Source organism: Tepidibacillus infernus, from assembly GCF_048898065.1.
In the GTDB taxonomy this organism is placed as follows: Bacteria; Bacillota; Bacilli; order Tepidibacillales; family Tepidibacillaceae; genus Tepidibacillus_B; species Tepidibacillus_B infernus.
Genome location: NZ_JBLWFI010000001.1, coordinates 1,409,450 through 1,435,594, shown reverse-complemented (window position 1 = coordinate 1,435,594; position 26,145 = coordinate 1,409,450). Strand labels below are relative to the sequence as shown.

General features: G+C 38.0%; 21 protein-coding genes and 1 other annotated feature. Of the genes, 15 read left to right on the top strand and 6 right to left on the bottom strand.

What is annotated here, in order from left to right:
- Window positions 1-30 precede the first annotated feature (30 nt).
- Together TEPIDINF_RS07245 and TEPIDINF_RS07240 are read right to left on the bottom strand one after the other, a co-directional pair.
- Window positions 31-2,190: a cell division protein FtsA gene (locus TEPIDINF_RS07245; protein ID WP_421691643.1), complete on the bottom strand. Its 2,160-nt coding sequence runs from the start codon at window positions 2,188-2,190 to the stop codon at window positions 31-33.
- Between the two features lie 251 nt (window positions 2,191-2,441).
- A complete protein-coding gene (locus TEPIDINF_RS07240; RefSeq protein WP_415802040.1) occupies window positions 2,442-3,698 on the bottom strand; it encodes an IS110 family RNA-guided transposase in 1,257 nt (418 codons plus the stop codon).
- A gap of 297 nt (window positions 3,699-3,995) precedes the next feature.
- Here TEPIDINF_RS07240 and TEPIDINF_RS07235 point away from each other — a divergent pair, with 297 nt between their 5' ends.
- Both TEPIDINF_RS07235 and ccpA read left to right on the top strand, forming a co-directional pair.
- Entirely contained in the window at window positions 3,996-5,063 is a 1,068-nt protein-coding gene (locus TEPIDINF_RS07235; RefSeq protein ID WP_421691642.1) for a bifunctional 3-deoxy-7-phosphoheptulonate synthase/chorismate mutase, read from the top strand.
- Between the two features lie 295 nt (window positions 5,064-5,358).
- Complete coding sequence (ccpA, locus tag TEPIDINF_RS07230; RefSeq protein ID WP_068725201.1) at window positions 5,359-6,357, top strand: catabolite control protein A; 999 nt, start codon at window positions 5,359-5,361, stop codon at window positions 6,355-6,357.
- A gap of 271 nt (window positions 6,358-6,628) precedes the next feature.
- Here the strand turns inward: ccpA and TEPIDINF_RS07225 are convergent, their stop codons facing one another.
- Window positions 6,629-9,658 carry a PBP1A family penicillin-binding protein gene (locus TEPIDINF_RS07225; RefSeq protein ID WP_421691641.1) on the bottom strand — a complete coding sequence of 1,010 codons (3,030 nt, stop codon included), beginning with the start codon at window positions 9,656-9,658 and terminating at the stop codon, window positions 6,629-6,631.
- 135 nt (window positions 9,659-9,793) lie between these two features.
- Window positions 9,794-10,077 (top strand) — a binding site (T-box leader).
- A gap of 139 nt (window positions 10,078-10,216) precedes the next feature.
- Between TEPIDINF_RS07225 and tyrS the strand changes: the two genes are divergently transcribed.
- A complete protein-coding gene (gene tyrS, locus TEPIDINF_RS07220; protein WP_421691640.1) occupies window positions 10,217-11,473 on the top strand; it encodes a tyrosine--tRNA ligase in 1,257 nt (418 codons plus the stop codon).
- A 100-nt stretch (window positions 11,474-11,573) separates the two neighbouring features.
- Here the strand turns inward: tyrS and rpsD are convergent, their stop codons facing one another.
- Window positions 11,574-12,173, bottom strand: coding sequence for a 30S ribosomal protein S4 (gene rpsD, locus TEPIDINF_RS07215; RefSeq protein ID WP_068725195.1), 600 nt, complete (start codon window positions 12,171-12,173; stop codon window positions 11,574-11,576).
- Between the two features lie 300 nt (window positions 12,174-12,473).
- Here rpsD and TEPIDINF_RS07210 point away from each other — a divergent pair, with 300 nt between their 5' ends.
- A complete protein-coding gene (locus TEPIDINF_RS07210) occupies window positions 12,474-13,205 on the top strand; it encodes a pseudouridine synthase (protein WP_068725193.1) in 732 nt (243 codons plus the stop codon).
- A gap of 38 nt (window positions 13,206-13,243) precedes the next feature.
- Here TEPIDINF_RS07210 and scfB read toward each other — a convergent pair whose 3' ends face one another.
- Window positions 13,244-14,635, bottom strand: a complete 1,392-nt coding sequence (gene scfB / locus TEPIDINF_RS07205) for a thioether cross-link-forming SCIFF peptide maturase (protein ID WP_421691639.1) — start codon at window positions 14,633-14,635, stop codon at window positions 13,244-13,246.
- A gap of 51 nt (window positions 14,636-14,686) precedes the next feature.
- Window positions 14,687-14,839, bottom strand: coding sequence for a six-cysteine ranthipeptide SCIFF (gene scfA / locus TEPIDINF_RS07200; protein WP_068725191.1), 153 nt, complete (start codon window positions 14,837-14,839; stop codon window positions 14,687-14,689).
- 557 nt (window positions 14,840-15,396) lie between these two features.
- On the opposite strand from scfA, the gene TEPIDINF_RS07195 reads away from it, so the two are divergent.
- From TEPIDINF_RS07195 to TEPIDINF_RS07145, 11 genes are all read left to right on the top strand, one after another.
- Window positions 15,397-16,917, top strand: a complete 1,521-nt coding sequence (locus TEPIDINF_RS07195; protein WP_068725188.1) for an anthranilate synthase component I family protein — start codon at window positions 15,397-15,399, stop codon at window positions 16,915-16,917.
- A 16-nt stretch (window positions 16,918-16,933) separates the two neighbouring features.
- Complete coding sequence (gene trpD / locus TEPIDINF_RS07190) at window positions 16,934-17,956, top strand: anthranilate phosphoribosyltransferase (protein ID WP_421691638.1); 1,023 nt, start codon at window positions 16,934-16,936, stop codon at window positions 17,954-17,956.
- The gene (gene trpC, locus TEPIDINF_RS07185; RefSeq protein WP_421691637.1) at window positions 17,953-18,744 is read left to right on the top strand and encodes an indole-3-glycerol phosphate synthase TrpC; all 792 of its coding nucleotides are present in this window, start codon (window positions 17,953-17,955) and stop codon (window positions 18,742-18,744) included. Before trpD ends, trpC begins: the two co-directional genes overlap by 4 nt.
- The gene (locus TEPIDINF_RS07180) at window positions 18,741-19,352 is read left to right on the top strand and encodes a phosphoribosylanthranilate isomerase (protein ID WP_082732443.1); all 612 of its coding nucleotides are present in this window, start codon (window positions 18,741-18,743) and stop codon (window positions 19,350-19,352) included. The genes trpC and TEPIDINF_RS07180 overlap by 4 nt, the downstream gene beginning before the upstream one ends.
- Window positions 19,349-20,560 (top strand): tryptophan synthase subunit beta, encoded by a 1,212-nt coding sequence (gene trpB, locus TEPIDINF_RS07175; protein WP_068725182.1) that lies wholly within the window; start codon window positions 19,349-19,351, stop codon window positions 20,558-20,560. Before TEPIDINF_RS07180 ends, trpB begins: the two co-directional genes overlap by 4 nt.
- Window positions 20,557-21,348, top strand: a complete 792-nt coding sequence (trpA, locus tag TEPIDINF_RS07170; RefSeq protein WP_068725180.1) for a tryptophan synthase subunit alpha — start codon at window positions 20,557-20,559, stop codon at window positions 21,346-21,348. Before trpB ends, trpA begins: the two co-directional genes overlap by 4 nt.
- Window positions 21,345-21,956 carry an anthranilate synthase component II gene (locus TEPIDINF_RS07165; RefSeq protein ID WP_068725178.1) on the top strand — a complete coding sequence of 204 codons (612 nt, stop codon included), beginning with the start codon at window positions 21,345-21,347 and terminating at the stop codon, window positions 21,954-21,956. Before trpA ends, TEPIDINF_RS07165 begins: the two co-directional genes overlap by 4 nt.
- A gap of 155 nt (window positions 21,957-22,111) precedes the next feature.
- Window positions 22,112-23,812: an AMP-binding protein gene (locus TEPIDINF_RS07160; RefSeq protein WP_421691636.1), complete on the top strand. Its 1,701-nt coding sequence runs from the start codon at window positions 22,112-22,114 to the stop codon at window positions 23,810-23,812.
- Window positions 23,813-23,977: 165 nt separating this feature from the next.
- The gene (locus TEPIDINF_RS07155) at window positions 23,978-24,565 is read left to right on the top strand and encodes a TetR/AcrR family transcriptional regulator (RefSeq protein WP_068725173.1); all 588 of its coding nucleotides are present in this window, start codon (window positions 23,978-23,980) and stop codon (window positions 24,563-24,565) included.
- A gap of 18 nt (window positions 24,566-24,583) precedes the next feature.
- Complete coding sequence (locus TEPIDINF_RS07150; RefSeq protein WP_068725171.1) at window positions 24,584-25,363, top strand: enoyl-CoA hydratase-related protein; 780 nt, start codon at window positions 24,584-24,586, stop codon at window positions 25,361-25,363.
- 17 nt (window positions 25,364-25,380) lie between these two features.
- Complete coding sequence (locus TEPIDINF_RS07145) at window positions 25,381-26,139, top strand: electron transfer flavoprotein subunit beta/FixA family protein (RefSeq protein WP_068725169.1); 759 nt, start codon at window positions 25,381-25,383, stop codon at window positions 26,137-26,139.
- Window positions 26,140-26,145 lie beyond the last annotated feature (6 nt).

Below are 26,145 nucleotides of genomic sequence, written 5' to 3'. Positions count from 1 at the left end.
TAAGCCGTGTTGGAATATACAAACCTTTTCTTATTCCCAGTATAATTCTAATTGATCCCCTTGTTTAATGAGGGTATTAAAATCTCCTTCTTCCCCATTCACTTTAATCACAAATTTACTTGCCCCCGATGGTGGAGTTGTATCAAATTCAACATAGCGAAAAACATCACTAAAAACGATTTGCTGGTCTTCCACATGAATGGTGATGTCACTATTCTGTTCAATAGGGGAATCAACAGAATTTTTTTTGTTATTGATGAGTACCTGTAAGCTAGAAGGTTGAATATGAACAGGATTCCCATTAAATATCACATCTATCCCCCATTGGAAATCAGGATTCTCATTCATTAAATCACGTATAGTAGGATACGGGTTTGTTTCTTTTGCAAAGGTGATCACATCTCCGCCAGCGATCGGTTCTTTCAATAAAACCTTCTTACCATTGCGGAAAAGATCTTTAGAAACATAGACGATTTTTCTAGGCTCTCCTTGAAAAATAAATTCTATGATTTTCTCTTCAAAAGGGATCGTTGAGAATCCAGAAAGGATTAAAGCCTCTTCGATATTTCTAACAGAATGAAAAACGATCGAATCGCGATCTGAGATTGGTGTAGAAAAATCAACATCGATTCCATTGATCTCAACTAAAACAGGTAATTCAAGCAATTTTCCATCAATTGTAACTTGATAAGGGCGAATAGGGCTTAATAAAAGGGCTTGATCCAATGTAAGGGTAGCATTTTTACCATTTTTCCCAGCCTTTACTTCAATTTTGTCTCCATTAGCCACTTGAGTATCCATTGTTGCAGGTACTTCATTTAATAAAATTTCTGGCAGAGTGCCATGCTCTCCAGGAATGATTTTCATCTGACCATTAATATTAACAGTCATAGCAAGCCCTGGCCTACCATATAGACTTTTTATCGAAATTCCTGCAGCAATTAAAACATCGCCAATGGTTAGGGTTTTCATCTCAAACAAATGAATAAATTCGCCATTCACTTCAATGGTAAAATATTGAATCGGATTTTGACGAGAAGAAATCCCTATCCCGATGGGCGTAATCAGTTCAGGACCTTTAACTAGATTTTTTGGCCAAATGATTGGCTGTTGAATCGCATCTGCCCCTCTAACAGCAACTCTTTGTCTAGGTAGATTTAATATTGTTGCAATTTTATCGGAAAGTTTTGGTGTCTGACTACCCCCGCCAACCAACATCACAGCTTGTGGAGATTTACCCCCATTTAATTCAATGATTTTATTTGCAATTTGAGTTGCCAATTGTTCAATCTCTTGATCGATTTGTTCGATGAGTTCACTAGAGTTAAGTGTGTAAGACATCCCTAAAATATCAGAAAAATGAACGGTCTCTTGTGTCGAACATTGCCGCTTTATTTCCTCGGCAATATGAAAATCTAAAATGTAGGATTGACTGATGGCTTCGGTAATTTCATCTCCAGCGACTGGCACCATTCCATAAGCGATAATCGTCCCTTCTGCCGTAATGGCGATATCTGAAGTACCTGCACCTATATCAACAAGGGCGAGATTTAATTTTCTCATCGATGGTGGTATCAATACATGGATAGCCGCAATCGGTTCTAATGTTAGTGCCTCCAAACCTAACTCAGCACGTGTAAGTGAGGAAAGAAGTGAATCAACGACCACACGGGGAAGAAAGGTAGCGATGATTTCCACTGTTGCTTTTTGTCCTCGTTGATCGATTAGATTACCGATAATTTGATCATCTAAAAAATAATTGATCACACTGTAGCCGACACAATGGTAATGGGTCGTATCCTCAATTTGACTCTCTGTTGCGATTTGTCTTTGTGCTTCTTGAACAGCAGATAATTCTAAGGCGCGAATATCTTCTTTTCTAAGTAATGGTTGACCCTGAATTGATATATCTAACTTTACACGACGAGTTTTTAGAGAACGACCAGCTGCTGCAACAGCTACGTTATGTAAGGGGCCGTTATTTTGCTCTAATTCTTTTTTTACCTGTGAAATAATTTCAGAAACCGCTACAACATCATGAATTTGGCCATCCAACATCGATCGTTCTCTATGTTCAATCATTTTCAAATCTTTTATTTCAAATTGTCCTTCTTTAGTAGGAACTAAAATCAAACCAACAACACTTCTAGTTCCTATATCCAAGGCAAAGATGGGAAGATGTTGTTCCAAGTTTGCCCCTCCTTCGACAAAATTTCGACAATATCTGTATTATTCTCTATTGGTGAAGAGATTCCTTTTTCATTTTGAAAGTAATTTGGGCCTTTTATCCTTTTCATTTTAACGATAAATCTGTATAATCTAAAGTATATTTTTTACAATACTTCGGAGGTGGCTTAGCGTGAAAAATAAGCTTAAATTTGGTAAAAAAGGGCGCAGCAAACTAAGGTCTTTAAAGACCTAAAAAAAATCAAGCTTTGGTTTTAAGCTACAGAAATGTCAGAAGCCTTTATTATACCTTGGGCAATTAGGAGTTTTATTGCCTGATTAATAGCTTTCTCTTTCTGCTTGTCCTGCATTTCTTGTGGCATATCAATTTTATACAAGTCGCTTGGATTCCACACTTCGCCAGTAACAAACATATTGTATATGGCGGTGAGTATCATCCTTGCAATAGCGATTATGGCTCTTTTTTTGCCTCTCCTTTTAGAAATGCGTTCGTACTTGATTTTGTAGTAAGGAGACTTATCCGATTTCACGGCTGCATGGGCAACTTGTACCAATGCAGGTTTGAGGTATACACCGGCACGTGTAATACGGACAGATTTCTTCTTACCAGCAGATTCATTATTGCCAGGTGTTAGTCCCGCCCAGCAGCACAAACGCTTGGAGTTGGCAAATTGAGACATATCTGTACCAATCTCGGAGATAATGGTGATTGCAGATGCTCTATTAACTCCGGGAATGGTACATAAAAGGTTAATGGCACTTTCATAAGGTTCGACCAACTTATCCAGTTTTTCGTCCAGTTCAGCAATCGAATTGGTTACGAAGTCGAGGTGAGAACGAACCATGATCATACGTTCTTTTTGTTCCTGAGTCATTTGGTATCCTTCAATAGATTCAACCACGTTATCTGCTTTTTTTTTCAAAGATTTATGAAGAAGAGAAGTACAGTATTCCGGGTCAAAGGTATCAGAGGAAATCAGATAGTCCGTGATGGAAGTGGCAGATTTGCCAAACATGTCGGAAACGACAGCATCAAGGGCTACATTACAGACTGTGAAAGCGTTTTGAAAACGGTTCTTTTCACTGCTTCTACAAGAAACAAGTTTAGAACGGTAGCGAGTGTATTCACGAAGAATACGGACTGGTTTATTAGGGATATAGCTTCCTGGTACTAAACCAAGGCGGAAAAGGTCAGCAATCCACTTAGAATCTTTTTTATCATCCTTATTTCCTTTTACAGCCTTCACCCATTTGGGGTTAGCAACAGTCATACGGATGGTATCTTCCAAAAGATTGTAGACAGGAACCCAATATTTCCCGGTCGATTCCATGCACATATCATAGCAGTTGTTATCAATCAGCCACTGCTTGAATTGAAGAATGGAATTGTTAAAAGTAGAAAATCTCTTTTTTGAATAATGAGGGGTAATCCCCTGTGAAGTAATAATTGTGGCGACGAGAAAAGTCTTATGCACATCGACACCGCAACAGATAGGATAAACAACTTTCATGGCACAGCCTCCTTTCATAATTGGAGGAAGAAGACATTGACTGAACCATCACACATTTAACAAAGAGCTAAAACAATGATTAGCGTGCGGTCTTATAGAACCACTTATTCGTGCTTGAAAGATGATTCTTACACTGGTTATTATACTGTTTTGAACTGAGAAGTAATCTACGACTCACCTCGCCGTGCTTTGTAGTATATCTTCTCCTTAAGTTAATCATAGCAAAGTGGTGAAAGCCGCACACCATTTTTCATTACTATTTGTGCCGCCAGCGCTAGCGGCGGAATGGAGGTTATTATGAGTAATCAAGAGTTAGATGAGTTAAGATTGAGATTAGATGAAATTAACTTGCAGATTTTGCAGTTAATCAATGAAAGAGCTGAGATCGTTCAGGAAATAGGTCATCTAAAAGAGAAACAAGGTACAAAGCGTTTCGATCCTGTTAGAGAGAGAGAAATGCTTGATAAAATTGTAGCTCATAATCATGGCCCATTTGATGACAATGTAGTTAGACATTTATTTAAAGAAATCTTCAAAGCTTCTCTTGAGTTACAAGAAGAGGATAAAAATAAACAGTTGTTAGTTAGTAGAAAACGTCATCCTGAGGACACGATCGTAAAGGTTGGGGATGTGGAAGTTGGAAGAAAGCCAGTGATGATTGCAGGTCCATGTTCAGTTGAGACCGAAGAACAAGTAGATACTGTTGCAAAAGGATTAGCTGAACAGGGAATAAAACTGATTCGTGGTGGCGCATTTAAACCAAGAACTTCCCCTTACGATTTCCAAGGATTGGGTATTGAAGGACTTAAAATATTGAGGAAAGTAGCAGATCGGTATGGGCTAAAGGTGGTTAGTGAAATTGTTAACCCTGCTGATATTGAAATGGCTACCCAATATGTGGACGTGATTCAACTTGGTGCACGAAACATGCAAAACTTCGAATTACTTAAAGCAGCTGGCCAAGTTAAAACTCCGGTTTTACTAAAAAGAGGTTTGGCAGCGACGATCGAGGAATTTTTATTTGCAGCCGAATACATTGTTTCAAGGGGAAATAATCAAGTGATTTTAGTAGAACGTGGTATTCGTACCTATGAGAAGTGGACACGAAATACCTTGGATATCCTCGCTGTTCCCATTTTAAAACAAGAAAGCCACTTACCAGTGTTAGTAGATATTAGTCATTCTGCTGGACGTAAAGATATTGCGATTCCTATAGCAAAAGCAGCTTTAGCTGCTGGGGCTGATGGTATTATGGTGGAGGTTCATCCTGATCCAGCTGTTGCGTTATCCGATGCAAATCAACAACTCAATTTAGATCAATTTAACGAATTGATGACTGCTTTAAAGGGTTCCCAATTATTATAGAATTTTGTGATTTAAAAGTAGCTCATAATGAAACGTTACCACTAAGGTTAGCGTTTCTTTTTTTAATACTAAAGAAAGCATAACTTTCTTGTTATGAATATAATGGGACCCCGTAAAAGTAATCGGAATACACTTCGAAGGAGGTCGTCACTTTTGTGGGCTATTTTGTATGGTTATGGTATTAAATTGGGGAAAATATATGAAAAGATTGTAGGAATTGCTTTTTTGACGTAGAATAATTAACATTAAATGATGAAAATTAATGAAAATAAATTAGTCGAACGGAGAGATTGAAATGCCAGTAACTATTTATGATGTAGCCAGAGAATCTGGAGTATCAATGGCTACGGTTTCAAGGGTCGTTAATGGGAACCCTAATGTAAAACCAAGCACAAGAAAAAAAGTATTAGAAACCATTGAAAGGTTAGGTTATCGTCCAAATGCAGTAGCAAGGGGATTAGCGAGCAAGAAAACAACAACGGTCGGCATCGTAATCCCAGATATTTCTAATGCTTTTTTTGCCGAAGTTGTTCGAGGAATAGAAGATATTGCAAGTATGTATCACTATAATATTATTTTATCCAGTTCAGATAAAAAGGTGGAGAAGGAGTTAAGTCTAATCAATACCTTATTGGAGAAACAAGTGGATGGCTTGTTGTTTATGGGAGCAGAAGTGACAAATGATCATTTAGAGATTTTTAAAACCTCAACCGTTCCAATTGTACTAGCAGCTACCAAAGACCCTAGCAAAATGTTTCCATCTGTAGATATTGACCATTTCCAAGCAGCAAAGGACGCTGTCAACGCCTTTATTCAGGGTGGACATCGTAAAATTGCCATCATTACTGGGCCACTGACTGATCCTTTAACTGGATTAGATCGATTTAACGGATATAAGGCGGCTTTAGAAGAAGCGAATATACCATTTGATGAACAATATGTTCGCGTAGGGGATTATCATTATGAATCTGGTCTGGAAGCAATGAACGACTTTCTTTCCTTAGCAGAAAAACCAACAGCTCTCTTTGCCGCTAGTGATGAAATGGCTGTGGCTGCGATTCATGCTATTCAAGATAATGGACTTCAAGTACCGCAGGATATTGAAGTAAGAGGATTTGATAATATACCGATTTCATCAATGGTAAGGCCATTACTTTCTACAGTTGCTCAACCTCAATATGATATTGGAGCAGTTGCAATGAGATTTTTAACGAAACATATGAATGAGGAACCAATCACAGATCAGTTTGTCATTTTACAACATCAATTGATCAATAGACAGTCAACGAAGTAGCGAACTTGTTCAATACAAAAAACAACCTATAATGGATAAACCATCATAGGTTGTTTTTTTTTAAAGATTAAGAAAGTATAACTTTCTTCCATTTGTCATTTAAGGGTTTGTATATTCCATAAGCTGCGACATAGCGTGACTAGCAGCTTTAGCTGTGTAGCACGACTTGTACACTTTGTGTGCCTTTAGAAGTGCCCTTCTCTCCGTAATCTTTATTCATAGAAGGGCACGGATGACGGAGAGCGATGGAATATACAAACCTTTTTTTATATTATTGATTTTTCACTGGGATTTTGACTACTTTAGATGGTTCAGATTCACCATTTTCATTCGTTGCTGTTACACGGTAATAAGCATCACCTAGTGGAACAGATGGATGAACGAAAGTGGTGCCTTCTGTTGTTCCAATCAATTGGTATTTGCCACCTTCTACATCACTAAAGTAAACATTGTAATTAAGTACCTGATCTTCTGCAGGATTTGCAGCCCAGGTTAAGGTAACTTGTAATCCAGATGCACTTCGCTCACCAGAGACCCCTTTTGGCCGTTTTGGTATAGTCGCAGCAGGTGGTTCATTTGATGTTCCATCTTGGTTTCCTTGATCTTGAGGTTCATCTAGTCCAATGGGTAGGCTCGTATTGCCCACGATTGCTGAAGGGTTAGATTCATTATTTGCAACATCAACTGTTGTAATGTAATAAGCAAAAGGCCCATTATTTGCTCCTTGATCTGTAAAGGAATACCTTCCTGCTTTTAGATCTGTTTGCTTCACGACACCAACTTTTGTAAAGCCTAAATCTGAAGCAGAAGCACGATAGATTCTGTATCCCACCACACTATTACTTAGATTCTTTTCCCAAGAGATCGTATTTTTATTTCCTTGGGTTGTGATGCTAGGCGATGAAGGTGGAGCAGGTTGCCCTGCAGATTCCCTTGGGTCAGACTCAGTTGGTAATTCTTTATCAACATCTAATGGCTTTGGTTTTCCAGGTGGGATAACATAAGGCTCTCGTTTAAAGAAGATTCCTGTATCCACCATGTCATCAGGCGTTTCATCTTTAGCCAAATAACGTTTACCGTTAAATTCAACCACTCTCGCTTTTTCTAAAGAATCATCAATCTCTGTTGGAATGAATTTTTTATTAAACCAGTCAGTGACTAAATAGCCAGCTTCTTTTGTCAAGTCAGATGGTAACTTTCCAGAAGTACTAGATACCTGCATTTGAATTAATCCACCTGGTCGTTCAAATTTTGCATTTGCAGGAGATAATTCTGGGTCAGCTTTAAAAATTTCTGTTATAATCTTACCCCAAGATGTTTTAGCAATATTACCAGATCTAATGGTTGTTGGATAATCGTAACCTGTCCATACACTTAAAGTAATTTCAGGTGTGTAACCCACAAACCATAAGTCTTTTGTGTCATTCGTTGTTCCTGTTTTACCAGCAACATCTCGACTGCCAATATATCTCAAAATCGTTTTTGCTGTTCCATCCTTAATAACGGTTCTTAACATATCCGTAATTAAATAGGAAGTTTGTTCGCTAAAGACGACTTCAGGTTTTGCTTTGTGTTCATAGACCACATTGCCATCACGATCCACAATCCGTTCAATCATGTAAGAGTCAAGATGGGTACCGCCATTGGCAAAGGTTGAGTAAGCACTAGCCATCACTTCTGGTGATGATTCAATCGTACCAATCGCTGGAGTCAAACCAGCTTCAAGGAATCTTTTTTTATTTAATTGAAAACCAAGTTTACTTAAAAATTCGTAGCCATTTTCTGGGCCAACCATTTTATATACCTTTATGGCAGGAATATTAAATGATTGATTTAATGCATGTCTAGCCGTTATACGGCCATTATATTTGCTGTTCCAATTGTCTGGCTCCCATTTTCCACCTAATGGGATATCATCAATTGGAGTTGCTGGCTGAACCTTACCTAATTCAAGAGCTGGACCATAATCCAACAATGGTTTAATCGATGAACCGGGTTGTCTTTTTGTCGTTCCTCTAAAATTAGAATGGTTGACAGCAGAAACATTATAATCGCGTCCACCAATAAAACCTAAGATAGCTCCTGTCTTATTATGAATGAGTGTAGCACCGATTTGGATATCTTCATTTTCAAGGTGTTTCGTTTTTCCATCTCCTAAAGAGAAGTTATAGGAGATTGGATTTGGAAAATTCTTAGGGTCTTTTGCCACATTATTCATCGCTTCATAGATTTTACGATCTACGGTCGTGTAAACTTTGTAACCACCACTTAAAATCTCTTGTTTGGCATTTTCTAATGCTTCGCTATACTCTTTAGCATCTGGCGTAATCCCTTGCGCTTCAACAAACTTTTCAGCTGCTTGGTTTTCCACCTCTAAGATTAAGTAGGGATATTTACTATACGCTTTTTTAGTGGAGGTATCAAAAGCAGCCTTAATGTCAAATCTAAGGGCTTCTTCATATTCCTGCTGAGAAATAAATTTTTCCTCCAGCATACTCTTAAGTACTAATTCCTGACGTTTCTTTGCCAAATTGTAGCCTTCCTCATCAAACCCCTTGCTATTAAATGCAGAATATGCAGTAGGGCGTTGGGGGATTCCAGCTAAATAAGCAGCTTCGGCTAGATTAAGTTCACTCGCATTTTTGTTAAAATATCCTTTTGCAGCTGCTTGAATTCCATAGACATTATTTAAATTAGCAGCTTTACCAAACGGGATTTTATTTAAGTAGGCGGTGAAGATATCATCTTTTGGCATCACTCGTTCCATTCTTAAGGCCAGAAAGATTTCCTTTGCCTTTCTTTGATAGCTTTTTTCTAAAGAAAAGAACGTATTTTTGGCTAATTGTTGAGTAATTGTACTTCCACCCGTTTGAACATCACTTTGAAAAATCTGTTGAAGAACGGCACGTGTGAAAGCCTTAAAATTAACACCATGATGATCATAAAAAGCACGGTCTTCTACCGCAAGAAAAGCATTTTTTACGTTTGGTGAAATCTCCTCAAATTTTACAAACCGACGATCTTCATCATTTCTAAAAGCACCGATCAGTTCAAAGGTACCATTCTTGTCTTGATTAGAGAAGTATGCAAAACCAGTTTCCGTGTTTTTAAATACCTGTTTGCGTATTTCCTCAGCACTCCGAACTGGTTCATCTTTTACAAGTGCGGCAACAAAACCTGTGGCAGTCCCTGCACCCAAAAAGAATCCTAAAAAGATTACTATTAATATAAACTTTAATAAATTCCTTGGTCGAAGCCCATTTGTTCTCTTTGATTTATTGGGCGAATGAGATGATGTCATAAAATAATTCCCCCTTAATAAAGGTATTATAGCATAAATAAGAATGATAAGTACATTTTCAATCATCTGCATTGACATTGCTAGTATAATATGATAAAAGAAGAGTTGAATTGAAAATACAATTAAAATGAATAAGAAATCGCGATGATTGTAGTTAGTAGGTGGTAATGACTGCTTTTTAGAGAGCCGGTGGTTGGTGAAAATCGGTACATTATTATCAAACCGAATTACCCTACAAGAGCTGAATAGACGAAGCTGAAAAATCGTCTTTTCCGGGAATCCCGTTATGCAATGAAGTGAAGAAGACAGACCCCACAAAAGTAATTAGAATAGCTTTTAAGGAGGGCATCACATTTGTGGGCATTAATTTTCCTGTTTTTTTAAGTAGGGTGGTAACGCGTCTAAACCACGTCCCTAGCTAGATGGGATGTGGTTTTTTTTATCAAAAAGTATAACTTTCTTTTCACAATTATAATGGGGCCTCATAATAGTAATCGTAATAGGCCTCGAAGGATATCGACACTTGTGTGGTTTATCATAAAAATGGAGGTTGACACGATGACAAATGAATTTGAATTAACAAAGGAACAGGAACAAGAATTACAAAGACAATGGGAGATTCTTAGCCGTGGGGCTGTTGAAATCATCCCTGAAGATGAGTTCAAGCAGAAATTAGCAAAGGCGATTATCAAAAAGAACCCTTTAAAAGTAAAATTAGGATTAGATCCTTCTGCACCAGACATTCATATTGGTCATACGGTGCCATTACAGAAGTTAAGACAATTTCAAGATTTAGGCCATATTGTTCAATTAGTTATTGGCGATTTTACCGGACAAATTGGCGATCCTACTGGTAAATCAGAAACAAGGAAACAATTGACACCTGAACAAGTAAAAGCAAATGCTAAGACCTATATCGAGCAACTATTTAAAGTGTTAAATCCAGCTAAAACAGAGGTTCATTATAATAGTACTTGGTTAGCTCCATTAACGTTTGCTGAGGTTGTACAATTAGCTGCAAAAACAACCGTAGCAAGAATGTTAGAACGTGACGATTTTGAAAAAAGATTTAATAACAATCAAGCGATCAGTGTCCATGAATTTTTCTACCCTCTGATGCAAGGTTATGATTCCGTTGCTCTAAAAACAGATGTTGAATTAGGGGGAACTGACCAGAAATTTAACCTTTTAATGGGCAGACAATTACAAAAAGAATACGGACAAGCTCAACAAGCGGTGTTAATGTTACCATTGATTGAAGGACTTGATGGTGTTCAAAAAATGAGTAAGAGTTTAGGAAACTATATTGGTATCAATGAAGAGCCAAATCAAATCTATGGGAAAGCCATGTCTATTCCTGATGAGTTAATGGTTAAATATTATAAGTTAGTAACCGATCTCCCACATGAAGAAATTCAAGTCATGGTGGAAGGATTAGAGGAAGGAACGATTCATCCAAGAGATGCAAAAATGAAGATGGCCTATACGCTTGTCCGAATGTATCATGGAGAAGAAGCAGCCAAGGAAGCTGAACACCATTTTAAAACGGTTTTCCAAAAAAGAGACATTCCTGAGGATATCCCTGTTACTGAAATAGACCAAAGCAAATTGGGGGATGGAAAAATTTGGGTTGTTAAATTGCTGGTAGATTTGGGATTAGTTCCATCGAATGGCGAAGGGCGTCGCATGATCCAGCAAGGCGCCGTTAAGATCAATGGAGAAAAAGTTGAAGATGTTGATTATGAAGTGATTGTTGAAGACGGAATGATTATTCAAGTAGGAAAACGTAAATTTGCAAAAATCAAGCTCAATTAGATGAAGAAGCCCATCACTAATGGGTTTCAACCATGAAGTTTAGTTATTTAAAAATAAAAAGCATCCAAAGGATTTCTCCAATGGATGCTTTTCGTTCATCCTATCTTGAGTAGTACTCAACGATAAGTTTTTCGTTAATTTCTTGTGGCAATTCAGAACGCTCTGGTAAGCGAATTAATTTACCTTCCATTGCTTTATCGTCAAATGTGACGTAATCTGGAAGATAGTTACGATCTTCTAAAGCTTCTTTAATAACAGTTAAATTACGACTTCTTTCACGAACGCCAATCACATCACCAATTTGCACATGGTAGGAAGGAATATCAACCTTTTTACCATTTACAGTGATATGTCCATGGTTGACTAATTGACGAGCACCTTGACGAGTATGAGATAATCCCATACGATAAACAAGATTGTCTAAGCGAGTTTCAAGAAGAACCATGAAGTTTTCACCAACAACGCCAGACATTTTGTTTGCTTTTTCGAAAAGGTTAGCAAATTGCTTTTCGTTTAAGCCATACATAAAACGAAGCTTTTGCTTTTCATTTAACTGTAAACCATATTCGCTTAATTTTTTACGTTGGCCTGGTCCATGTTGACCTGGAGGATAAGGACGCTTCATCTCCTTACCTGTACCACTTAATGAAATTCCTACACGACGACTTAATTTGTGTTTTGGTCCTGTATAACGTGCCATATTAAACAATAACCCCTCTCAAAATAAATATTTTAGGATGGTCTAATATGACGTGCTCTATTTGTTTTACATAAATTGCGGGATAGCAACAATTTATGACTTATAAGAATAAATCAGCCGCGTCTTATAAGCACAAAAAGAGCGAGGGTGTTCACGTCCTTTTTACCATTTAAATGATAAAGCTACCCATAATCACAACTTATATAATATAACTTTTCTAAGGACAATGTCAATATCTCTTCGGCGCTGGAAGAAAATATGATAAGATGGTGGATTGAAAAGGATAAGTGAGGTGAGAACATGTCCGGAAAAGAAAGACAACGTTTAGATAAAATATTAGCCCATATGGGATTTGGGACTCGCAAACAAATCAAAAAAATGATCAAAGAAAAGAGAGTTACTGTAAATGGGGCTTATGCAAAAGACTCAGGAATGCAAGTCACTCCAACCCTTGATCAAATCATTGTTGATGATGAAGTTGTTAAATATCGAGAATTCATTTATTTGATGATGAATAAGCCACAAGGGGTTCTTTCAGCAACTGAGGATCATTTTACAGAAACCGTAATCGATCTTCTAGAACCGATGCACGCGGTATTTGATCCTTTCCCCGTAGGAAGATTAGACAAAGATACTGAAGGACTTCTTCTACTAACCAATGATGGTCAATTGGCTCATCAGCTTTTGTCTCCAAAAAAGCATGTTCCCAAAACCTATTTTGCCATGATTCAAGGAGTGGTGACAGAGGAAGACCAAAAAGCCTTCCACAAAGGGGTCTATCTTGATGATGGCTATCTAACCTTGCCGGCAGAACTTAAGATTCTTCAGTCAGGACATCAGTCTGAAATTGAATTAACCATATATGAAGGAAAATTCCATCAGGTTAAGCGAATGTTTGAAGCCATTGGCAAAAAGGTTATCTTTTTAAAAAGGCTCTCAATGGGCTCACTCCTTTTGGATGAAACATTAGAACCTGGAGAATATCGTGAATTGACAGAAGAAGAGATAGGGATAATTCACCTTCTTACTTAGTATTCAAAAAGGAAGCCTTTAATGGACTTCCTTTAGTTTTATTCCTTTTCCAATTCCAATACCTTTAGATAAAGTGCATTTTCAAAACGTTTTTTTGTTAATGCACAGCCAACTGCATAGGGCTTACTTAAATCATTATTAAAACCATAAGCATTAACATGACAGCCACCGCCACACAAATGACGGGCCCAACAGGTTTTGCATTCAGGTTTTGTATAAATATTTGTATTTCTAAACTGATTCATTAGTTTTTTATTCGTAAAACCTTCTTCAAGATTACCGATTTTCGTTTCCTTTTTACCTACAAATTGGTGGCAAGGATAGATATCTCCTTCCGGTGTGATCGCCATATACTGATAACCGGCACCACATCCTGTTACACGTTTAGAAAAACAAGGACCTTCTTCCATATCTACTTCAAAGTGATGAAAATGAAATTCCTTATCAGTACTTTTCCTTTCAAGATACGCATCAGTTAAAATATCATATTGCTTAAACAGTTCAGGTAAATGTTCCTTTGTTATAGCGTATTTTCGATTCTCCGGCAAAATAACTGGTTCGACAGAAATCCTTTTAAAACCAAGATCAGACAGATGTAAAACATCATTGGAGAAATCTAAATTCTCACTGGTAAATGTTCCGCGAAAATAAGTATAGATGCCTTTGCCGTAACGGTTATCAGCAGAACCATAACGCTTCGAATTTACACGCAAAAAATTATTGACAATGGTTTGGTAGGACCCCGCACCATCTGCCATTGGCCTCATCCGGTCATTAACCTCTTTGCGTCCGTCAATGCTTAAGATCAGATTTATGTTTTCCTGTGCGACGAATTCTTCAACTTCTTCATTTAAATCGACACCATTAGTTGTCAAAGAAAATTCAAATGTCTTCCCTATCTGCTTTTCCTTTTCCCTCGCATAGGCCACAATTTCTTTAATAACAGGGAAATTCATTAAAGGCTCCCCGCCAAAAAAATCTATTTCAAAATGAGTCGTATACTTAGCCTGAGCAACCAAAAAATCAATTGCTTTTTTACCCGTCTCTGCTGACATAAGAGTTCTTTTTTGTCCGTACGGGCCAGTTCCGGCGAAACAATATTTACACCTTAAATTACAGTCATGTGATACATGCAGACACATTGATTTCATTTCAAATTCTTCCGGGTTATACTCTTCGTTTGGAGTAACGCCTTCAGAATATAAAATACCTTCCCGAATAAGCTCTTCTATTTCCTCATATGCTTCATAAATTTTATTTTCATCATATTCATTCTCTAATTTTGCTTTTATTTCAATTAATGAAAAAGAAGGATATAACTCAATTATTTTTTTTGCTAATTCATCTATCGTGAATAAAGAATTACTGTTTACATCAAGGACAATATTATAATTTTTATAAGTGAATACATGTACTTGTCCCTTTATCATTTTTGCTCTCCTCTCAAAAAAAAACGGCTCCCGAAGGGAGCAATCTTCTATCTACTTCATTTCAATCTTAGCATAACAAATTGTATTACCTACAGTGATAGAGGTTTTACATGCTGATTGGCAAGAAGCAGAACATTTACTACAAGTTCCAGATAACATAGTATCTTGTAGACGATTGCGAGATAAAACTTTGATGTGTTTCATGTTTCTTCCCCCCCTCATAAAGCAATTTGACTATTATATTTTACCATAAATTACATTTTCGTAAAGTAAAATATCAACATTTTCAATTTGAAATTAGATTGTTAGAATTTTCGGTTTTCTAATATAAATTGAATATTGTCCCAATTTTTTTATAATGTTAGACTGTATGTATAGAGGTGACTAAAGTTGGAGGAGAAAATCAATAGAATTGAACAACTTATCATACAACTCATCAACATGGTTGCAGAAAATAATAAAATTGTGTTTTTTTGCATCTTTCCTTGACAGACAAGTTTAGAGTAAAGTAAGATTATTGTTAAATTAAACGATTTTGTTTATCAAAAATGAAATCCTAAGTATGAGTTTAGTTGAGTAGAGAGAAGAGTTTAGTTAAGAAGAGAAAAGTTGAGTGGAGGAATTGCTTAGGGTAAGTATGCTTACTACTAGGAGTATTCCTAGTTTTTTCTATTTTTTACTTCTTATTCCTATTCCTCACTCCTCTTCTTGCAAGAAGGAAATCATCCTTCTAAACAGGTACAAGAGAGGAGCGTATCACAATGTTACCCCTAGAACATTTTTTAGAATTAGCTACTCATTATTCTGTCATCCCATTAAAAAATTCATTGGGTTCTTTTGAATGGTTTCAACTTGATTTATTTAAGCTTAGCCAAGATTACCCTTATTCTTTGTTATTAGAAAGTGGTGAACATGGCAAGGAAAGGGGTCGATTCACCTATTTTGCTGACCAACCTTTTTTAGTGATTCAAGTAGAGGACAATCAAGTGAAGATCGAGGCCGATCCTGATGAGTTTCAACAGTTAAAAACAAATGGCCTATATGAAAAGATTATTGATAATCCAGTAAGTGGGATTGAAAATATTAGCAAGAGATACCGTTCACCTAGAATTTTAGGATACCCACCTTTTACAGGCGGGGGAATCGGATATTTTTCCTATGAATTTATCAAAAGGCTTGAAAGAATAGAAAATGCTAATCAGAAGCCTTCCCTATTTTCAGAAATCCATCTAGCTTTTGTTAAAGAGTTACTCGTTTATGACCATGCGGAAAAAGAATTACAACTGTTTTATAACGTAATGATTGAAACGGAAGATACAGAAGAACAAAAGAAAGACAAATATTTGCGAGCTATTGAATATCTGAAACAGCGAGCTCAATTTTGGCAAGAACGTATAGAGCAGTGTTTACAGAAACCCATCCCACTTCATGATTTACCTGAAATAAGGAAAAACTTTGAACAACCTTTTTTGCCCGATCAATTTATGGCAGCAGTAGAAACGATTAAGAAAAATATTCTTAAAGGGGAGATTTTCCAAGCGGTTCTTTCGCAAAAATTGATCACGAAGACAAAAGTACATCCAGCAATCGTTTATCAAGTATTGCGGCAAATCAACCCTTCTCCCTATATGTTTTATTTGCAAATGAATCATGAAACGATTGTTGGTGCCTCACCTGAAACACTGGTCAAAGTGTTCAACGAGGAAATTTCTACATTCCCCATTGCCGGCACAAGGCCAAGAGGAAAGACAGAGCAGGAAGATCTCGCTTTAGAGCAGGAGCTTTTGGCCGATGAGAAGGAACGAGCAGAACATGTAATGTTGATAGATTTAGCAAGAAACGATATCGGCAAAGTAAGTAAACCAGGCTCTGTCATTGTGGCAGAAAAGATGAAAATTGAACGTTATTCTCATGTCATGCATATTGTTTCAAAAGTGATAGGCCAACAAAAGGAAGAGAAATCTGCATTTGATGTATTAAAAGCGGTTTTCCCAGCAGGAACGGTTTCGGGGGCACCAAAAGTAAGAGCGATGGAACTAATTGCTGAACTAGAACCAATCGAGCGAGGTCCTTATGCTGGTGCGGTAGCAGCGCTTGCCTTTAATGGAAATTTGGATACTTGTATTACGATTCGTTCGATCTTTTTTAAAGAAGAAACCGCCTATGTGCAAGCAGGTGCAGGGATTGTCGCCGACTCTGTACCGCTTAACGAATATATGGAATCCATGAATAAGGCAAAGGCGATGTTAAAAGCGATTGAGATTTCAGAGAGTTTAAGTTGAGAGGAGATTAGTAGAGATGAGAAAGATATTAGAAAAATTGTTAGCTGGTAACCATTTGACAAGAGAAGAGAGTAAACAGTTTATGGAGGAAATCATTTTAGGGAACGTACCTCCCCACCAAGTGACCGCTTTTATGGTTGGACTAAAGGTATTAGGAGAAACAACAGAAGAGATTATCGGGATGGTTGAAGCGATGAGGGAGCAGGTTAAGACCCCATTTCAGATCAATGGTCCCTTACTTGACACCTGTGGAACAGGAGGAGATGGCAGCGGTACGATCAACGTATCGACTGCAGCCGCATTGATTGCAGCTTCTGGTGGAATTAAAGTTGCCAAACATGGAAATCGTGCCGTTTCAGGGAAAAGTGGCAGTGCCGACGTTCTTGAAGCAATGGATATTCCTATTCAACAATCCCCTGAAGATCTAGAACAACTATTAAATGAAGAAAATATTGCGTTTTTATATGCCCCAATCTTTCATCAAGGAATGAAGCATGCAGCCGTTTCTAGAAAAGAGCTAGGAATTCGAACCGTGTTTAATGTCCTTGGGCCATTAAGCAACCCTTTAAAAGCAGATCATCAAGTGATGGGCGTCTATCATCCTAACTTGACAGAACCAATTGCAAAAGTGTTACAAGGCCTTGGGGTAAAAAGAGCAATTGTCGTATCTGGCCTTGACGGAATGGATGAAATCACGATGACGAACGAAACCAAGGTGACAGAATTGAGAGATGGGGAAATCCAAACTTACTTTGTAACTCCTGAACAATTTGGTTTTACTAGATCTTCATTATCTGATCTACGAGGAGATACCCCCCAAGAAAATGCAAAAGATTTATTAGATATTTTCCAAGGGAAAAAAGGTCCAAAGCGCGACTTTATTTTGATCAATGCCGGAGCCAGTTTTTATGTAACAGGAAAAGCTAGCAATATTGCGGAAGGAATCGAACAAGCACGAGAATTAGTGGATACAGGCAAAGTCTATCAAAAGATCCTTAAGCTACAAAGGTTCTCAAAGAAGGTGGATCATGTTTCATGAATATCTTAGATCGCATCGTATCCAAAAAGAAAGAAATCATCGCTGAAAGTAAACAACGAATCAGTCAATCTGAACTAAGGTCTTTGCCTTATTATCATGCATCCACCTGTTCTTTAAGAAAAAATCTAATCGAAACACCTAGGCCTGTTGGGATCATCGCTGAGATGAAAAAAGCTTCTCCTTCAAAAGGGGTTTTGATGGAAGATTACCAACCAACGGTTCTCTTTAAGAAGTATAAAGAGGCGAAAGTTGAGGGAATCTCCATTTTAACGGATCAGGAATTTTTTCAAGGGAGTATCAATCACCTCTTACAAATACGAGAATTAACGGAAACGATTCCTTTATTAAGGAAGGATTTTATCATTGACCCCTACCAAGTAGATGAGGCCAAAGGATATGGAGCAAGCGTAATTTTACTAATCGCGGCGATTTTAGAACCAAGTCAATACCAAGAACTTTATCTTCAAGCAAAAGAACTCGGATTAGAAGTGTTAACAGAAGTTCACGATCAAGACGATATTCAAAAAGTGCTTAAAGCTTTTACTCCTGAAATGATCGGCATCAATAATCGTGATTTAACGACCTTTAATACTTCAATCCAACATACTCATCAGTTGTTGGGTCAACTTCCAAAGGAAACGTTGTTGATCAGCGAAAGCGGAATTCATTCCCATGAACAAGTAGAAACTCTAAGCAATTTAGGAATTAAAGGGGTATTAGTTGGCGAAAGGATCGTAAAAGCGGCTAACCAAGTTGAAGCGATATACGAGTTGGTGGGAAAAAGATGAAAGTGAAAATCTGTGGTATTTTTCAAGAAGAAACCCTGGTTGAATTAAAGGAAAGGCAGATTTGGCCAGATTATATCGGTTTTGTTTTTACGAAAAGTAGGCGACAAGTCAGTGCTGAACAAGTTAAACAATGGAAAATGCATATTCCAAATTTTGTTAAAACGGTTGGCGTATTTGTAAATCCAAGTATAGAACAAATCGTTGAAGCTCCAGTAGATATCATTCAATTACATGGAGACGAAACAGCTAACTATTGCCAACTTATCAAAGATATGACTGGAAAGCAGATTTGGAAAGTCCTTTCCGTAGAAGGAGAAGAGCTTCATCTTCCCTACCAACCTTATCTTGATGTGGTAGATGGTTTTATCTTTGATACAGCAGGAGCGAATCGTGGCGGTACTGGAACCAAATTCGATTGGGGAGTTCACAAAGAAACTTGGGAGAAAATCAAGTTGCCTATTCTGGTTGCTGGTGGAGTAACAGCAAATGATCTAAAGCAACTTAAACCATATTCGATTGATGGTGTTGATCTATCCAGTGGAGTAGAGGTAGAAGGATTAAAATCCTTGGAAAAGATTGTAGAGGTTTTAGAGGAGGCTAGAAAATGATCAATCCAAAGGAATGGACTGTTGAACTGGATAATGGAAGGTTTGGAGAATTTGGTGGGACTTATATCCCAGAAACCTTGATGCATGCGGTAAAAGAATTAGAAGCCACATATCAAGAAATTCGGGAGGACGAAGCGTTCAAAGAAGAATATTTAACATGGGTGAAGATGTATGCAGGACGGCCAACTTTACTTTATTATGCAGATAAACTGAGTGAATCTTTAGGTGGAGCCAAAATCTATCTTAAGCGTGAGGATCTGAACCACACGGGTGCACATAAAATTAATAATGCGATTGGTCAAGGATTACTAGCAAAACGGATGGGAAAAACAAAAATCATCGCTGAAACTGGTGCAGGCCAACATGGAGTCGCATCGGCAACGATCGCTGCTAGGCTTGGCTTAGAATGCAAAGTTTTTATGGGAGCAGAAGATATTGAACGACAAAAGTTAAATGTGTTTCGAATGCAGTTGTTAGGGGCAGAAGTCGTTCCCGTTCATAGTGGCCGAGGAACATTGAAAGATGCAACCAATGAAGCGATTCGGTATTGGGCTGCCCATGTAGAGGACACTCATTATTTAATTGGTTCTGTTGTCGGTCCTCATCCTTATCCAACGATGGTAAGAGATTTTCAAAAGGTGATTGGAATTGAAGCACGTCAACAAATGCTTGACCAAGAGGGTCGTTTGCCTGATGTGGTGATCGCTAGCGTTGGCGGGGGAAGTAACGCGATTGGTATCTTCCATCCCTTTATCCAAGATCAGCAAGTACAGCTTGTAGGTGTAGAGGCGGCAGGAAAAGGCCTCGATTCAGAGCATGCAGCAACCTTAACCAAAGGCAAACCAGGGATTATTCATGGAGCCTATACCTACTTACTTCAAGATAATCACGGGATGATTCAACCAGCCTATTCTATCTCAGCAGGATTAGACTATCCAGGGGTTGGGCCAGAACATGCTTATCTACATTCCAGTGGAAGAGCTACCTATACCACGATTACTGATGAAGAAGCCATGAATGCGTTAAAGCGATTAAGTCAAGAGGAAGGAATTATTCCTGCGATTGAGTCAGCACATGCCTTGGCTCAAGCAATCAAACTAGCTCCTACCCTGAAAAAAGAGAATATTATTCTTGTCAATCTCTCTGGAAGAGGAGATAAAGACATGAACACGATCCATCAGTTCTTTACAGGGGAGGGAGTCGAATGAAGTTTATTCCTTTTATTACTGCAGGTTTTCCAACAGAGTCATTATTCAAGAAAATTCTATTTTTGTTGCAGGAAGAAGGAGCTGAGATGATTGAGATCGGTGTTCCTTATTCTGATCCCTTAGCAGATGGGCCAGTCATTCAACAATCTTCTCTTAGAGCGATTGACCAAGGCATGAATTTAGAAAGAACTTTAGAGCTAGTTAGCGAGGTAAGAAAAGAAGGGCTTCAAGTTCCTTTAGTTTTGTTTACCTATTATAACCCCCTATTGCAAATGGGCTTAGACCGATTGGCCAGAAGATTATCTGAAAGTGGCTTTAATGGGATTCTTGTCCCAGATTTACCCTTAGAAGAAAACGGTGCTTTGAAAGAAGCTTTACAACCATACAAGATTCCAATCATCTCGTTGATTGCCCCTACTTCTAAAGGAAGAATCAGACAAATTGCCGAGCAAGCAGAAGGATTTATTTACATTGTCTCTTCCTTAGGTGTGACAGGTGAACGTTCAACCTTTCATCAAGAAATCGCGACATTAATTAATGAAGTAAAAAATGTGGCTAAGGTTCCTATCGTGCTTGGCTTTGGCATTAAGGAAAAGTCTCAACTTGAGCCTTTAGCTGAAAATCTAGATGGCTTTGTGATAGGAAGTGCATTGATTCGAGCAATTACAGAGATCGAACAACGATTACTAACAAGAGAAAATATTTTGCAGGATGAAGCAATCTCAAAGCAATTTGAAAAGCAATTGATCGAAGAACTCCGTCTTTACTTGAGGGAGGTTCTTCAATGATCGTAGTGATTGATAATTATGATTCCTTTACCTATAATCTAGTGCAATTGGTTGAAGATCTAGGAGAAACATGCTACGTCATCCGTAATGACCAAGCCACAGTAGAAGAGATACGTAAATTAAATCCTGACTTTATTCTTATCTCACCAGGGCCTGGGATTCCTGAGGATGCCGGGATTAGCTTAGAAGTGATTAAACAATTAGGGACAGAAGTTCCTACATTAGGGGTATGTTTAGGACACCAAGCAATTGCGAAAGCCTTTGGAGGAGAAATAAAGTTAGCTGAACGATTGATGCATGGGAAAACATCAACCATTTCCCATAATCATCAAAAAATTTTTACTCAAGTTCCAGAACTATTTGAAGCAGGGAGATATCATTCCTGGGTAGTTGATCGAGAGTCTTTGCCTGAAGAAATCGAAGTTACAGCAGTAACAGAAGAAGGAGAGATCATGGCCATTCGCCATAAGGAGTATCCAATTGAAGGAGTACAATTTCATCCCGAATCCATCTTAACCCCTTACGGAAGGCAAATTTTGCAAAATTTTATCCAGTATTATAAAGGAGAACATAAAGCCAGCAATAAAAAGGGAAAAAGGTACGCTTAAAAAGTACGGGTTCTATTTTAAGTGTAGGTAGGTTGTTTATCGCCTACCTTTTTTTATTAAAAATAAAATAGAAAATTTAAAAAAAATATTCAAAATGTTCTGAAAATTATATACAATAGAGATACACATTAAAAAATATATTGAGGAGGGAAAAGATGAACAAGGATGAATTTAATAAAGTTTGGTTATCTTCCTATCCAAAAGAAGTTCCGGCAAGTATCGCATATCCAGAGATTCCTGTTACGGATTTGCTAGTTCAATCTGCAAAGGACTTTCCTAATCACGACGCCATTTCTTTCATGGGCAAAACGATGAAATACAATGAATTAATGAATGATGTATACAAATTTGCTCATGGGTTAAAGCAATTAGGAATTAAGAAGGGGGATCGTATATCCCTTTTACTCCCTAATTCCCCACAATCCGTCATTTCCTATTATGGAGCGTTATTACTAGGTGCCATCGTGGTTCAAAATAATCCCATGTATACCGAGAGAGAATTAGAACAACAATTGGTGGATTCAGGTTCTGAAACGATAGTGACTCTGGACTTATTATATCCAAAAGTGATGAACATTCGATCCAAAACGTTCCTCAAGACCATTATTGTTACGAGCATTAAAGATTATTTACCTTTCCCCAAGAACCTACTCTATAATTTGAAGTTAAAAAAAGAAGGACAGTATGTGCCGATTCCCAAACAAGATGGTGTTTGTTTCTTTTCTAAATTACTCAAAAGTCAGCCGGTATTTCCAATCCGTGTCTCGATTGACCCCAAAGAAGATATTGCTCTTTTACAATATACAGGGGGAACAACAGGGGTAGCAAAAGGAGTCATGCTTACACATTATAATCTGGTTGCGAATGTGGTCCAGGAAACTCATTGGCTGTATCAGGCAAAGAAAGGACAGGAAAGAATTTTAGGTGTGTTACCTTTTTTTCATGTGTTTGGAATGACTTCTGTTATGAATTTAAGTATTCACTTGGCTTCTACCATGATCCTACTTCCACGTTTCAAAGCAGAGGAAATTTTGGAGACGATTCAAAGAGAAAAGCCCACCTTTTTCCCGGGTGCTCCTACCATGTATATTGCTCTTCTCAACCATCCAAATGTCAAACAATATGATCTCTCATCCATCAATGCTTGCATTAGTGGCTCTGCTCCATTACCTTTAGAAGTGCAGGAAAAATTCGAGAAATTAACAGGAGCAAGATTGGTTGAAGGGTATGGTTTAACCGAGACCTCGCCTGTAACCCATGCCAATCCAATTTGGCAGAAACGAAAAACAGGAAGTATTGGTTTGCCATGGCCAGACATTGACGCCAAAATTGTCGATCCAGTTACAGCTGAAGATGTAGAATTCGGAGGAATTGGAGAATTGGCTATCAAAGGGCCAGTTGTGATGAAAGGATATTGGAATCGTCCAGAAGAGACGACAAAAGTATTTTTAAATGGTTGGTTACTAACTGGAGATATGGCAACAATGGATGACGAAGGGTACTTTTACATTGTAGATCGGAAGAAAGATATGATCATTGCAGGTGGGTACAACATTTATCCTCGAGAGGTTGAGGAAGTTCTATACGAACATGAGGCCGTTCAAGAAGCAGTTGTTATAGGGATTCCTGACCCGTATCGCGGTGAAACAGTTAAAGCATTTATCGTTCTAAAACAGGGAGTAACAATCACAGAAAAAGAGTTGGATGTTTTTTGTCGGGAACGCTTAGCTGCATATAAAATTCCGAGAGCGTATGAATTCAGAACGGAACTTCCAAAAACCATGGTAGGAAAAATATTACGACGAGCACTCGTTGACGAGGAAAAGAAAAAAATAGATCAGGATAAGGTGAGTTAGTTGATCGTAACTAAAATAACAGTATATGAACGACAACATAAAAAAATGTCTATTTGTCCCTAAAATTTTCTGAATATTTAAAATATATTGATTTTTCGTTCATTTAACGTTATTCTATAACTATACATGAATGAATCATCATTCAGTATAAAGGGGAACAGGATTATGGTGAAAAAAGCTGGAGATAAATATCATGCGATTATTGATGCGGCGGTCAAAGTAATAGCTGAACATGGCTATCACAATGCACAAGTGACAAAGATTGCACGAGAAGCTCAAGTAGCAGACGGGACGATCTATTTATACTTTGAAAGTAAGGATGACCTTCTTATCTCTTTATTTCGCTTAAAAATGACTCGATTCGTTGAGAAGGTTAAACATCAAATCGAGTTAGTCGATACCGTGGAGCAAAAGCTCTATCAGTTAATTTATATGCATTTTAAACAATTGGCAATGGATCAAGACCTTGCGATAGTCACACAAATTGAGTTAAGGCAATCCAACCGAGATATTCGGAAATTAATTGGAGCTACACTCAAAATTTATCACCAACTGATAGAAGACTTGATCCGCCAAGGAATTGATGAAGGAAAATTTCATCAGCAGTTAGATATTCGAGTGATGCGGCAAATGATCTTTGGGACGATTGATGAAACAGTGACATCTTGGGTGATGAAAGAAATGAAATATGATTTGCTTTCATTGGTACAGCCAGTATTTTTCTTATTAATGAATGCACTGAAATGCAAATAAAAAGGAGTGGAAAACGAAATGGAATTTGAACGTTTGAATTATGAATTAGAGGATCGAGTTGCTGTGATTACGATTAATCATCCGCCAGTCAACACGTTAGGTATGAAGACGTTGCAGGAGCTAGAGACAGCTCTAGAAGCGATGTGTGTGGATTCACGAGTGAAAGCGGTGGTGTTAACAGGACAGGGAAAAGCATTTATAGCAGGTGCAGATATTAAAGAGATTGCCGCAATTTCTTCTCAAGAAGAAGGGGAACGATTAGCACGTACGGGACAACAATTGTTTGATCAAATCGAAAAGATGAAAAAACCAGTGATTGCCGCCGTCAACGGGGTATGTCTTGGAGGTGGAATGGAGTTAGCAATGGCTTGTCACATTCGGATCGCTGGAGATCAAGCGAAATTCGGTCAACCGGAGATCAATTTGGGAATTATCCCAGGTTTTGGAGGGACACAGCGACTCACTCGTTTAACCAACCGTTCTATTGCGATCGAATGGATTTTAACAGGGAACCTTTATTCAGCAGAAGAAGCTTATCGTGTCGGGGTTGTTAATCATGTTGTTCCACATGAAAGCGTTTTAGTCGAGGCGAAAAAACTGGCTCATCATATTGCAACAAAGGGTGGAATCGCGATTGCAAAATCGATAGAGGCAATTGATCAAGGTTTGGCAGGAACGTTAGAAGAAGGATTGAAGAACGAGGCAAAGTTATTTGGTGAGGTTTGTACCACTGATGATAAACAAGAGGGAACTCAAGCCTTCCTAGAAAAACGTGTTCCTTTTTTTGAAGATAAATAGTAGAGGAGGAAAAATGGATGGATATTCTAGTCCTATTAAAACAAACCTTTGATACAGAAGAAAAAATCGTCTTAAAAGATGGGCAAATTAGTGAAGAAGGTGTAGAGTTCATCATTAACCCCTATGATGAGTATGCGGTCGAAGAGGCCTTAAAAATCAAGGAAAACCATGGTGGGACGATTACTCTCCTTTCCTTGGGACCAGATCGTTTTGAGAGCTCGATACGTACAGCACTCGCAATGGGAGCAGATCAGGCCATTTTACTAGATGATGAGAACTTATTTGGGGATGAATATACGGTTTCACAAGTTCTTGCAAAAGTGATTCAAGAACAATCCTATGACCTGATTTTGGCGGGTCATGTAGCAGTAGATGATGGTTCTGGACAGGTGCCACAACGGATCGCGGAGATTTTAGGTATTCCTTTTATCGGAACCGCCGTCAAAATTGAATTGGATGATCAACATGTAACCGTTCATCGGGATGTTGAGGGGGATACGGAAGTTGTAGAAGCTTCACTACCTGTTTTAATTACGACTCAGCAAGGATTGAATGAACCCAGATATCCTTCTTTACCAGGTATTATGAAGGCCAAGAAAAAACCATTAAGTCGCCCAGATGTCGAGATAGAGAAAGAAGCGATTCAAGCAAAGACAGAAACGCTCGAAACTTATCTACCATCGAAGAAAAGTGCAGGAAGGATTCTTTTTGGTGAAATCAATGGGCAGGCAAAAGAATTAATTCAGTTATTGCATAACGAGGCAAAAGTGATATAGAGAGGA

Bases quoted from the DNA above. Each gene is read 5' to 3' on its own strand.
- tyrS (WP_421691640.1), top strand. From the start codon at position 10,217: ATGACAAATGAATTTGAATTAACAAAGGAACAGGAACAAGAATTACAA.
- TEPIDINF_RS07150 (WP_068725171.1), top strand. From the start codon at position 24,584: ATGGAATTTGAACGTTTGAATTATGAATTAGAGGATCGAGTTGCTGTG.
- TEPIDINF_RS07155 (WP_068725173.1), top strand. From the start codon at position 23,978: ATGGTGAAAAAAGCTGGAGATAAATATCATGCGATTATTGATGCGGCG.
- scfB (WP_421691639.1), bottom strand. From the start codon at position 14,635: ATGATAAAGGGACAAGTACATGTATTCACTTATAAAAATTATAATATT.
- TEPIDINF_RS07165 (WP_068725178.1), top strand. From the start codon at position 21,345: ATGATCGTAGTGATTGATAATTATGATTCCTTTACCTATAATCTAGTG.
- trpA (WP_068725180.1), top strand. From the start codon at position 20,557: ATGAAGTTTATTCCTTTTATTACTGCAGGTTTTCCAACAGAGTCATTA.
- trpB (WP_068725182.1), top strand. From the start codon at position 19,349: ATGATCAATCCAAAGGAATGGACTGTTGAACTGGATAATGGAAGGTTT.
- TEPIDINF_RS07195 (WP_068725188.1), top strand. From the start codon at position 15,397: ATGTTACCCCTAGAACATTTTTTAGAATTAGCTACTCATTATTCTGTC.
- TEPIDINF_RS07180 (WP_082732443.1), top strand. From the start codon at position 18,741: ATGAAAGTGAAAATCTGTGGTATTTTTCAAGAAGAAACCCTGGTTGAA.
- trpC (WP_421691637.1), top strand. From the start codon at position 17,953: ATGAATATCTTAGATCGCATCGTATCCAAAAAGAAAGAAATCATCGCT.
- scfA (WP_068725191.1), bottom strand. From the start codon at position 14,839: ATGAAACACATCAAAGTTTTATCTCGCAATCGTCTACAAGATACTATG.
- TEPIDINF_RS07240 (WP_415802040.1), bottom strand. From the start codon at position 3,698: ATGAAAGTTGTTTATCCTATCTGTTGCGGTGTCGATGTGCATAAGACT.
- rpsD (WP_068725195.1), bottom strand. From the start codon at position 12,173: ATGGCACGTTATACAGGACCAAAACACAAATTAAGTCGTCGTGTAGGA.
- TEPIDINF_RS07210 (WP_068725193.1), top strand. From the start codon at position 12,474: ATGTCCGGAAAAGAAAGACAACGTTTAGATAAAATATTAGCCCATATG.
- ccpA (WP_068725201.1), top strand. From the start codon at position 5,359: ATGCCAGTAACTATTTATGATGTAGCCAGAGAATCTGGAGTATCAATG.
- TEPIDINF_RS07225 (WP_421691641.1), bottom strand. From the start codon at position 9,658: ATGACATCATCTCATTCGCCCAATAAATCAAAGAGAACAAATGGGCTT.
- TEPIDINF_RS07235 (WP_421691642.1), top strand. From the start codon at position 3,996: ATGAGTAATCAAGAGTTAGATGAGTTAAGATTGAGATTAGATGAAATT.
- TEPIDINF_RS07160 (WP_421691636.1), top strand. From the start codon at position 22,112: ATGAACAAGGATGAATTTAATAAAGTTTGGTTATCTTCCTATCCAAAA.
- trpD (WP_421691638.1), top strand. From the start codon at position 16,934: ATGAGAAAGATATTAGAAAAATTGTTAGCTGGTAACCATTTGACAAGA.
- TEPIDINF_RS07145 (WP_068725169.1), top strand. From the start codon at position 25,381: ATGGATATTCTAGTCCTATTAAAACAAACCTTTGATACAGAAGAAAAA.